Origin of the sequence: Desulfonatronovibrio magnus (assembly GCF_000934755.1) — a bacterium.
GTDB lineage: Bacteria > Desulfobacterota > Desulfovibrionia > Desulfovibrionales > Desulfonatronovibrionaceae > Desulfonatronovibrio > Desulfonatronovibrio magnus.
In genome coordinates this window covers 1-9,224 of record NZ_JYNP01000105.1, presented here as the reverse complement: position 1 = coordinate 9,224, position 9,224 = coordinate 1, and the positions used below count along the sequence as shown (strand labels likewise).

Genomic DNA, 9,224 nt, shown 5'->3' with positions numbered 1-9,224 from the left:
TAGCCAGGAAAACTGGATATCCCTCATCCATGAGAAGATCAACTAACCAGTACCAGTTGTAGGTGGACTCCACTGCAATGCCAGCTAAATCTGGTTTGAATGGTTCAAGCATTTTTAAAATTTTCTGTTGGTTACATGGTATTTTCTTGGAAAAAATTTGCTTGCTGTCATTATCAATAATACTCCAGTAATTATTTGTTGAATGTAAATCACAACCAGCATACAATTTCATAAGGCACCTCCCATATTAGAGTTGTTGATTGCCTCTTTGTATAGCCGGTTTTTGTTTGCCAAGCTATACTTGGGAGGTGCCTTTTAAATGGTTATCAGGGTGAACCTTTCTTGTCTGCCTGCCCCATGCAACCGGGTTCCCTTCAGGGTGTTCATCGGGGTGGCCATGAATTTTTCCTGCCTTTTCTGCTTGCCTTAGCCGTCCGTGGCCAACAATTCGCATGTGAAATTCCATGGGGATTACCATGCAGACAATTTCACCCGGAAATTCGCTGGCCGTTCTGATCCAACATCAACTGTATATTCAGAATCAATAACATTTTGAACAATACAAGAAATATCCATGATGGTGTGAATTCATGTCACAAAGGGGTTGACGATCATCAATTGATTTTCAATGTTTTGACCATGCTGCATATCTTCTGAATAAAGCCTGGTGCATTTGGATTCAAGGGCTGAAGCAAGAATCAGGCTGTCATAATAGCTGAAATGGTATTTGTTCAGCATTGCCCAGCACAGTTCAACTGTAGATCTGGTGAGGGGTTGAACTTGTGTTGATGGTATAAATTGATTAAGAGAATTCTGGATAATAGCATCCTCAACACGCATTCGGCGAAGCGTACTGTAAAACTCATTCAGAACCTGCACACTGATAACGACTTGTTTGTCAAGCGAAGATAAAAGGCTTTGGGCCGCGGCATGTTTGATTGTGCACTGTGACTTTACCTTGGCATAAATAAAAACGTTGGAATCGACAAAAACTCTATCTGGCATTGCGTGCCTCACGATCAGGCATCACAAAATCTTTGATGAATATGGGGGTTGATAAAAATTCATCAAAATCTGCTTTAACTGGTGAAGGTGTAAAAACCGGTTGCTGTCTGTATTTATAGAGAAGAAATTCATAATATTCTGACAGTTCATTACGTGCCTTTTGAGGCAGAACATCCAATTCGATTGTATGATTCATCATATTCGTTTCCCCTTCACTAAAAAAGTGGTAAATACGGTCTTATTCGTGTCGCATCCAGTGTATTCAAACTCTTCAGACAGAAAACAATGCCCACGCGCGCTTCACCCCGCTGGCTCAAACCGCTCCTTGTCCTCCACTCCCGCATACGGCCCCTGCTTGACCTCGATCATTTCGGTCTCTTCCAACATCTCGAAATCATGCCCGCCGGAAACAAGAAGAATCACATCACCTGTTTCAAGGGTTCGGGTGGTAAGGCACTCTTTCTGTTCATTGTAAAAGTTAATTTTCATTAACAAACAGGGTTTCCTGAGTATATTTCACTTCACGCGGCACCGGCTTGTGGACGTGGGCCTGAATTTTATAACCTCTGAGGTAGTGCAATGAAAATAAGACCTTCACAGACAATGATTTTCTCTTACGTCTGCCTTTCTTGTCTGTGGCTATTAATCTTTTCTGCCTTTACCGCCTATCTTTCCAGTCCGTGGCCAATAATTGGATTTTTTCAGTCCTTTTCCACTTGGGTTGCGGGCGTAGCACCCATTATTCATCTCGTTGGCTCCCATATATTCTCAGTCTGGTATGAGCGGGTTATGCTGCGATCAAGGTTTAAAACCATACACCAATAGTTAACCGCCTTGCGGCTAAGATTACGATTATTTATCAGGGTATTCTTGAACCTTTCCATCCCATATTTTTCCTGGACATAATCAATATAATCGAAGCCTCCAAAATTAATTGCACGTTGGATTTCCAGCTCAGCCCCTGGATTATTGTAATCCCAGAAAAGTTCATTCCTCATTTTACGTACTCTTTATAGAAATGCTTAATTTCATTCCAGAATTGATGGGTCAGCATTTGAGGATTGTTTTTGTCATCAAGTGTGATGATTGACTTTGCTTCTTCTTCAGCATCGTCAAAAAATACAAATGATGTTTTCAAATGATACATATAATTGTCGTCAATGCTGTATTTATTTTTTACAAGATTAAAAATATTATCAAAGTTTATATTTATATGCTTAATGATGCAGAATAAATCAAAAAAATCTTTGGCGCTGCCTCTTTGTGCGATAGCTATACTTTTCATGGCTGCGATATCTTCAAGAGAAGCAAGAGGACAGTTCACTCCGGGCTCAAGGTTATAAGAATACAAATCCTTAACAGGCGAATATGGCAGATGAAACATGGAAAATTTGATTTTATTTTCAGTCAGGAATGCAATGATTGAAGCATCCTCCATGACCTCTAAAAATACCTTATCAAAACATTGCTGCAAATGAAAAAAAAGCTTCTCTGACACAAAATTGAATTCTGAAAAAAAATCAAGATCAACAGAAATTCGGTGATTAAGGTAAAAATAGGCGGCAGTTCCTCCTGCCAGATAACTGTCTTTAGGTAGTATCCCTGAACTTAGCAGTTTGCAGGCAACCTTTTTCAGCAAGGTTAAGGAGTCTTTTTGCATAAATTAATGCCTATTGAAGAATAAGGACAGTTGATGAACTTTTTCAGTTGCTGGCTGTAAATATTTCGATAACACAAGTTTAACCGGCTAACCCCTTCTTGTCTATGGCCAATAATTCTTTTCTTATTTCAGCCACAGACGATAAGTCAGACGTTAAACACAGACTAAAACTTTTTTGTGCTCATCGCGCCGGATCAACTCCTCTGCTTCCAAACGGGCCACGATCCGGCTCACAAAGCCTGGTAGAACCTGGCCTTCTTGGTTAAGCCCAGAAGCCTTATAGCCTCAAGTATCCTAAGCGTATCCAGAGCATCAGCATTAGCGGTATACTCCGCTGTCTCAAAAGATACCCTGCACATGGCTCTGGTTTTCCCTTTCTCCTGATCACGTCTTTCAGCTAACAGAATCCCGATTTCCAGCTCTTGAATTGTTATTACAGAGAGATATAAATCATTGCTGACGACTCCCTCGGCCCAGCGCATAACACCCGGATCAGCCTTGCCCTGGCGGATCTTTCTCAACTCGGAGACAACATTGGTATCCAACAGGTACATTATTTTAAATCCGCTGTTTGAGGAAGATCTTCCATCCTGGGTATCGCCAGTTCAATATCCTCAGAACCGGGCATACTCAATAAATCTGCAATGTTCTCCTCTTTCCTGATCAGGCTGTGGTATTCCTCTATGCTAATCAGCACATGACAAGGTTTTTCCCGATCTGTAATGATTACTGGCTCCAACTCGGCTGCCTTTTTGGCTTGACCTGCATATTGATTAAATTCCCGGCTGGTCATTGTTTTACTCATGATCATTCTCCTTGAAGAACTATTTGTAGTCACGTTACTACAAAATGATGCACCTGCCATGATATTCTTTTTGAGAAAAATGATATTGGCTACGTACCACCCAGTCTCTTCATAGCATAAACCCCCTCAACCCCACCAACCGAACTAAATTTCCTTGTATCCTTCTGCAGATTGACGGGGCAATCGTAATAAGTTTGTCTGTACGGACAACGCTTGTCACTTTCAGTGTACCGAACGCCAGGTCCTGCTGCTCAATAAGTACAGCGTGAGGGCTGAATGCATAACTGTCCACCTCAGTGGTCATATAGGCAACAGTGATGTCTGAAGTGCTGCCATGCTCCCCATGGTCGTGCACAATAATCGCCGGGCGAACCTTGGATCCTCTCGCATTAGTGTAGGGAAAGTCAAAAAACACTATTTCTCCAACCCTGCTACTTAAGCCCAAGACAATCCTCCCAGTCCACATTTCGGTCATCGTTATCGTTAAAAAAAACAGACAAACCAAGATTCATGAATTCTTCTTCACTGGTCGCTTCCCGGCAAACATATTCTTGCGTCGGAAAGTGCCTCTGTACCGAGGTTTCCATAGGCAGCACTACAACGTTTAATTCCGCCTCGTGAATATTCTCTGGCAATGATTCCAGTAGAGTAATTTTGCCGTCTTTGTAATGTCCTTTGACAGCCAGCATCTTGCTCCTCCATTTTTTTTGGCTTTATTATTTCCATTTCGGACTGGTAGTTCACAACCTTTTGGTTCCGGTATTGGGCCATACTTATAAGGAAGGTCCAGTACCTCTTTCAGCACGTATTTTGATTCGCCGGGGAGCAGGCCAAGTCGAAAGCTGGGGTTTCCACTTGCGTCAAAATCCACGGAGATGTTCGGCTTGAGGCCCAGGATTTTTTTGAAAAGGTTGACGGCCTTGTCAGCGGTGCTGGTCAGGCTTTTGGAAACAGCGTTGAAGTATTCGTTGATAAACTCTTGCTCATCCACGATGCCCATTAGGTCCAGGAAAACATATGCGTGCTTGGTCCGGCCAAGGGCGTTCAGCACCAGAGAGGTTTTCCCAAATCTTCGTGGGGCGTACAGCAAGACATTCAAGCCGGTATCAATATCCGCGATGAGTTCATTGATCTCGCCAAGCCGGTTGCAAAAATGCGCATCCGCGACAACACCGCCATAATAAAAAGGTTTTCGTATTATCATCACCATCCGCCTTTGGATCGCCCAGCTTTATACCCATCGGCATAATACCCGCAAGTATAATTTTTTCAACCCAAGCAGCATTATTTTGGCCATTGACGATAAGCCGGACGTTAAAGACAGACTAAAACATTTTTCACCCGGCGACTTGCCGGTAGAAAAAAATGTCATCGCCTTTGGCGAGGGAAGTTTGCCTGTGAAGAAGTCTTTCACAGGAAATTTTCTTCCATTCCTGCGCGGAGCAGGCCTCATCTGGGGCCTGCATTATGTTTTATCCCAGCCCCGATGAAACCCTGCTGCGCAGGAACGCTTCGCGCTGTTTCATGGGGTAAACATTCCAGCATGCCAGCATTCCAGTATTGTCTTCATTCTTCTGTCTTCTATCCCAGCATTTCTATTCGCCAACCAGACTGTCCAAAAAATCGGTTGGCGCAAGGATGACACATTTCTGACGCCACTCATCCGGATAATGCCGAATGTTTCCGGTGACCAAAGGAATCTTCGCGGCCATAGCCACTTCCAAAAAAGGCGCATCGCTCTGATCAGGCAGGCCTCTGACATGTTGCCTGACCAGCACATGCATGCTGCCGCTTCGCAGATAATCCATAATCTGCGTCAAATCCGAGGATACAAAGTAACGAGAAAGCCGTGGCCGGTGCAAAACATCTACGTATTCAGCAAGAATCCGGTCATCCACAGCAACACGCAAATCACCGGAACGTAGCAAATCCACAAGGCGGCCTGGAGGGCCATGTGGGTTGATCATGCCTGAGACAAGAACATTGGTGTCCATGACCACGATCATCGTCTGTCTCGTCTGCTTTCCTCAATGGCCTGCGCTATGTCGTCATCAGCCAATGGAAGGGTTTGGGCCCGCCTGCGAACCCGGCTTACAGCGGCTGAAAAAAGAGCCCGCCGGATTTCAACCAGGGAAGTCTCCAGATCTTCAGGCTCAACACTGATCATGATCGCCCTGGGCTGTCCATCCTTGGTGATGACCAGCTCACGATCCCGCTCCAACCGACCCCACAATTCCCGAGTTTTTTTCAAGTCTTTGACCTGCAAATAAGCCATGATAAGCTCCTTATTGTCTCTTAATTTGGAGACACCATTCTTGCCGATCAAAAAGGACTTGTCAATAATTACCCAGCATCATGTAAAGTTTAAGGGCCAGCGGAGCTGATTTCACTGGGGCCAGCATTTCTTTTATTCTGTCTTTTTTGTCTTTTGTTCCAGCCCCGATGAAACCCTGCTGCGCAGGAACGCTTCGCGTTGTTTCATGGGGTAAACATCCCAGCATTTTCTTTTATTCCAGTATCCCAGCATTTCTTATATCTTCTTCCTGTCTCCCAACCTTGAACGCTGAACCCTGAACCAACTATATTCATCCCAGCATTTCTTCAATAATCCTTTCCTTACAAAGAAAAAATCTTCTTTAAAACAGAGGCAGCAGTGATTGCGCCCTGTCCAGGTATAATGCCTCCAAATAACTGATTGCGCCATTTCTTTCTTATTTCTTTCTGCTTTGCCCATGTGGCCGGGTCCCGGAAAATTTTGACCAGCCGATTATCCCTTGCTCCTGGTGTGCGTGGGTCAAGATTGATGATATCCTTTCGGATTTTCAGCTCCATGAATTTTGTGGTCCTGTGCTGCTCAGGGTGGTTGAAAAGAAGGAGGTTGCAATCAAGATACACTGCACTGAATATACTGCTTCCAAAGTCGCTGATTATATAATCGGCAGACTTAAATAACTGATTCATTTCACGTTCAGCCTTAAGGTCCAGGATCAATCCGGATTTTTTGATCTTCTCCATCAACCCTGGATTATCCCTGACCCTGTGAGGGTGGGGCCGCAGCACCAGGTTGAAGTGTGTCCCAAGGGTCAGAAATTCATCTAACCACAGGGTTATATTTGCGTCAGGTCTTGATTGCCAGTCAACTCTGGTGGAAAGCCAGAGAATCAGAGGTTTATCTTTCTTCAGTCCGAATTCATTAAAGAAGTCAGCCTTTCTGCTTTCAGGGTAGTCAGGGTAGTTGTCATACCTGGGATCTCCTATGATATAAGCAGGCCTTGACCACCATAACCATGTCAATGGGATTGAAGTTTCTTTCACAGCGAAAACACTTGGCCAGATTAGTTTTGGGGTTGCAGGCGGTCATAAACTCCGAACATACTGGACATAAAAAACACAAATACCCATCCCTGACCTTGGATGGCAAATCCAGGATATGGACAATGACCTCGTTGATGGGAATGTGGTTTCTGAGCCGGAATAACTCATCCTTTGAAAATCTTTGGACCATGATGCTTTCCTCCTGTGATATATTTAAGCAGTCTTCAGGGACTTAAAAAACAAACCATCATCCTGAAAATCAGCTACGAATTCTTTTATCTGGGTCCCTGGAGAAAAGTCTATCGAGTCCTATCTTTGCAATCAGGACTTAATCAGACGTAATTATCTGAAATTGCAGTGATTTTAACGATTTTCGCGTCCATCTTTGCAATCAGTAAATCCTGGACAGAAATCAGGCCGTAAATACCTGATATATCACAGTTTTTAGATGATAACGCGTCCATCTTTGCAATTTTGCTGGAAAGGGACTTGATGGCCTTCCTGCGCCGGTTTCTGTGTCGCTGTTTCTCCCGGTTGCTTTTGGTATAGTCAGGGTTGTTTTCCCTGTATTTTTCCCAGTAGTCCGAGTTCTTCTCGCACCACCGCTTTTGGGCGTCCTTCTGATTCAAGCGATAGGCCTCGTCACCCTGCATCTTCATTTTTTGCCACCGGCGTTTGCGTGCTCTCTGGCAATCAGGCTTGGAGCAGTACTTTTGATCGGGATTACGGGTAGTGAGGATGAAAAGACACCGGCAGAATTTACAGCGTTTCTTGGCAATACAACCTCCATGAACAGTTGTTCACCAAGGTGGTAGGCTTGCAAAGAAGAAAAATGAATAGAAAAAGTCAGGGGGGTTTAAGAAAAAAACCGGACTCAATGTTCGGGACTGATTATAATGTTCTGATGCCTGCTTGAAAAGGGCGGGGTACATTAAAACTCAAAACGTAAAGAAAAAACAGGCGGGGTGGGGCTGGATATTGCGGGATACTGGCAACATAACTAAACTGGCAACATAATGTCCCTGTTGGCTCACTGTTGGCTCATCAACGGGCAGCTTGTCTGGTTCCCCGACTTCACTTCTCAGATAAAAATCCCAAAACTCGAGAATGTATCTTAAAAACTGGAGCGGCGTAAATCTTTTGAATGTGCTCTTATGCTCCAGCAGGAAAAGGACTTTGGATTCAGATGTTCCGCACTTAGTTGGCACGCTGGTCAAAAGGTCAGAAAAATACTCTCTGAGATGCTTAGGAATAAAGGTGTCTTTCTCATAGCGGATTTTGTCTAAATCCAAATGCTCCTGAACTTTCTTTGGGAGTAGCGCACGTATTACACTGATGGCATTCTTCCGGTCCGAAAGGAAGTACTTAATCGTATTATCGTGGATCTTTGGTGCCTTTTGCATATATACCAAATCTAATCATTTCTAAATTCTCTTGCAACATATTTCGTCAGATGCTCAACTTTTGATAGAAAATTGAGACTCGTTGAGATAAATGTTCATTGCTGGATACTGTGCAGCTTTCTGGCAGTTTCGCTATGACTGGCTGAGAAACCTGGCCTTACGGGCGGGGATTATCGGTATGCGCAACAAGGTTTACCCAGTAAAAGGCGCATTCCCAATATGCCATTGTGGGGAGCTGACTAATCTGCGGAGCGCTCTATTCTGCCATTTTTTGCAAGTATCCAGTAAAATCTTCCATAGATGTACACTTGAAAGATATCTCAAAAAGGTCATTAACCTGGTCAAGGGAGTCAATAGACCGGATTTGCTCTTTAATTGAAGGCTTGACTATTTCGAACCTGAGCAAGAGGGATTTGATAAGCATTTCTTTGGCTTTTTTAAGCTCACCCATAATAACCCCATCCTGCACACCTTCATTTCTGAACATTTCTGCTATGGTCTGCATAAGATTATCACCTCCTGAAAATTCCTTCTCAGCAATTTTCTGTATCTCGATATACTCTTCTTTACGCCTTGTCTGGATTAAGTATTCCATAAAAGACGTTACAAAATCCTTAAACCTGGTCTCTGGATGTAACTTTTTGACCAGCCTGAAGGCAATTTCAAGATGCCGCATGAAATCAGGGCTGTCAAAGTGTTTCCAGATTACCAGCAGGGCCTTTAAGGTCTCAACAAACTCGTACTTATCCGGGTCTTCGCTAGCAGAATCATAAAGAACATGCTCAAAGTCCGGAATAAAAGCTTTGAACTCATCTGATGGAATCTCCACCAGGTCGGATATGTTTTTCCGTCTCCATCCGCCTTCAGGATGTGTAATAAGCACTGGGATGATCAAAGGCAGTTTGCTCCCGGTACTTTCATACTTAGACCATATTTCCAGGATATAACGCAGAATCTGAAGAGGATAGTTGGTTACGAAATAGCTTTTATGCTCAAACAGAAAATAGACTTTGACCTCGTATTTACTGTCCTTTAC

Annotated in this window: 18 protein-coding genes; 1 reads left to right on the top strand and 17 read right to left on the bottom strand. The window is 43.6% G+C overall.

The window, feature by feature from the left end; translation table 11 throughout:
* The 10 genes from LZ23_RS10550 to LZ23_RS10500 form a co-directional block, all read right to left on the bottom strand.
* The coding region (locus LZ23_RS10550) for a transposase (RefSeq protein ID WP_045213991.1) at positions 1 to 232 on the bottom strand (232 nt) is incomplete at its 3' end.
* A gap of 356 nt (positions 233 to 588) precedes the next feature.
* A complete protein-coding gene (locus LZ23_RS10545; protein ID WP_045213989.1) occupies positions 589 to 1,005 on the bottom strand; it encodes a PIN domain-containing protein in 417 nt (138 codons plus the stop codon).
* The gene (locus LZ23_RS10540; RefSeq protein WP_045213988.1) at positions 995 to 1,204 is read right to left on the bottom strand and encodes a hypothetical protein; all 210 of its coding nucleotides are present in this window, start codon (positions 1,202 to 1,204) and stop codon (positions 995 to 997) included. Before LZ23_RS10540 ends, LZ23_RS10545 begins: the two co-directional genes overlap by 11 nt.
* A 101-nt stretch (positions 1,205 to 1,305) precedes the next feature.
* Positions 1,306 to 1,494, bottom strand: coding sequence for a hypothetical protein (locus LZ23_RS22585; protein ID WP_052507303.1), 189 nt, complete (start codon positions 1,492 to 1,494; stop codon positions 1,306 to 1,308).
* 254 nt (positions 1,495 to 1,748) lie between these two features.
* Positions 1,749 to 2,003, bottom strand: a complete 255-nt coding sequence (locus LZ23_RS10530; RefSeq protein WP_045213986.1) for a hypothetical protein — start codon at positions 2,001 to 2,003, stop codon at positions 1,749 to 1,751.
* Positions 2,000 to 2,665, bottom strand: a complete 666-nt coding sequence (locus tag LZ23_RS10520; RefSeq protein ID WP_052507302.1) for a nucleotidyl transferase AbiEii/AbiGii toxin family protein — start codon at positions 2,663 to 2,665, stop codon at positions 2,000 to 2,002. The genes LZ23_RS10530 and LZ23_RS10520 overlap by 4 nt, the downstream gene beginning before the upstream one ends.
* Positions 2,666 to 2,895: 230 nt before the next feature.
* Positions 2,896 to 3,219 (bottom strand): GDP-mannose 4,6-dehydratase, encoded by a 324-nt coding sequence (locus LZ23_RS25665; protein WP_157493191.1) that lies wholly within the window; start codon positions 3,217 to 3,219, stop codon positions 2,896 to 2,898.
* The gene (locus LZ23_RS10510) at positions 3,219 to 3,470 is read right to left on the bottom strand and encodes a type II toxin-antitoxin system Phd/YefM family antitoxin (RefSeq protein WP_232300465.1); all 252 of its coding nucleotides are present in this window, start codon (positions 3,468 to 3,470) and stop codon (positions 3,219 to 3,221) included. Before LZ23_RS10510 ends, LZ23_RS25665 begins: the two co-directional genes overlap by 1 nt.
* A 109-nt stretch (positions 3,471 to 3,579) precedes the next feature.
* Positions 3,580 to 3,915 (bottom strand): type II toxin-antitoxin system PemK/MazF family toxin, encoded by a 336-nt coding sequence (locus LZ23_RS10505; RefSeq protein WP_198145962.1) that lies wholly within the window; start codon positions 3,913 to 3,915, stop codon positions 3,580 to 3,582.
* A gap of 159 nt (positions 3,916 to 4,074) precedes the next feature.
* Positions 4,075 to 4,674, bottom strand: a complete 600-nt coding sequence (locus tag LZ23_RS10500; protein ID WP_045213981.1) for an ATP-binding protein — start codon at positions 4,672 to 4,674, stop codon at positions 4,075 to 4,077.
* Positions 4,675 to 4,759: 85 nt separating this feature from the next.
* Here LZ23_RS10500 and LZ23_RS10495 point away from each other — a divergent pair, with 85 nt between their 5' ends.
* The gene (locus tag LZ23_RS10495; RefSeq protein ID WP_045213980.1) at positions 4,760 to 4,960 is read left to right on the top strand and encodes a hypothetical protein; all 201 of its coding nucleotides are present in this window, start codon (positions 4,760 to 4,762) and stop codon (positions 4,958 to 4,960) included.
* Between the two features lie 105 nt (positions 4,961 to 5,065).
* Here the strand turns inward: LZ23_RS10495 and LZ23_RS10490 are convergent, their stop codons facing one another.
* The 7 genes from LZ23_RS10490 to LZ23_RS10460 form a co-directional block, all read right to left on the bottom strand.
* Positions 5,066 to 5,476: a putative toxin-antitoxin system toxin component, PIN family gene (locus LZ23_RS10490; RefSeq protein WP_045213978.1), complete on the bottom strand. Its 411-nt coding sequence runs from the start codon at positions 5,474 to 5,476 to the stop codon at positions 5,066 to 5,068.
* On the bottom strand, positions 5,473 to 5,745 hold the full coding sequence (locus LZ23_RS10485; protein WP_045213976.1) for a hypothetical protein: 273 nt from the start codon (positions 5,743 to 5,745) through the stop codon (positions 5,473 to 5,475). Before LZ23_RS10485 ends, LZ23_RS10490 begins: the two co-directional genes overlap by 4 nt.
* 341 nt (positions 5,746 to 6,086) lie before the next feature.
* Complete coding sequence (locus LZ23_RS10480; protein WP_045213974.1) at positions 6,087 to 6,764, bottom strand: CDP-glycerol glycerophosphotransferase family protein; 678 nt, start codon at positions 6,762 to 6,764, stop codon at positions 6,087 to 6,089.
* Positions 6,709 to 6,975: a hypothetical protein gene (locus tag LZ23_RS23480; RefSeq protein ID WP_084591011.1), complete on the bottom strand. Its 267-nt coding sequence runs from the start codon at positions 6,973 to 6,975 to the stop codon at positions 6,709 to 6,711. Before LZ23_RS23480 ends, LZ23_RS10480 begins: the two co-directional genes overlap by 56 nt.
* 142 nt (positions 6,976 to 7,117) lie before the next feature.
* Positions 7,118 to 7,444, bottom strand: a complete 327-nt coding sequence (locus LZ23_RS10470) for a hypothetical protein (RefSeq protein ID WP_052507301.1) — start codon at positions 7,442 to 7,444, stop codon at positions 7,118 to 7,120.
* Between the two features lie 279 nt (positions 7,445 to 7,723).
* Positions 7,724 to 8,188, bottom strand: a complete 465-nt coding sequence (locus tag LZ23_RS10465) for an Rpn family recombination-promoting nuclease/putative transposase (protein ID WP_084591010.1) — start codon at positions 8,186 to 8,188, stop codon at positions 7,724 to 7,726.
* A gap of 256 nt (positions 8,189 to 8,444) precedes the next feature.
* Positions 8,445 to 9,224, bottom strand: a 780-nt coding sequence (locus LZ23_RS10460) for an Rpn family recombination-promoting nuclease/putative transposase (protein ID WP_045213967.1), incomplete at its 5' end; no start/stop codon positions are given.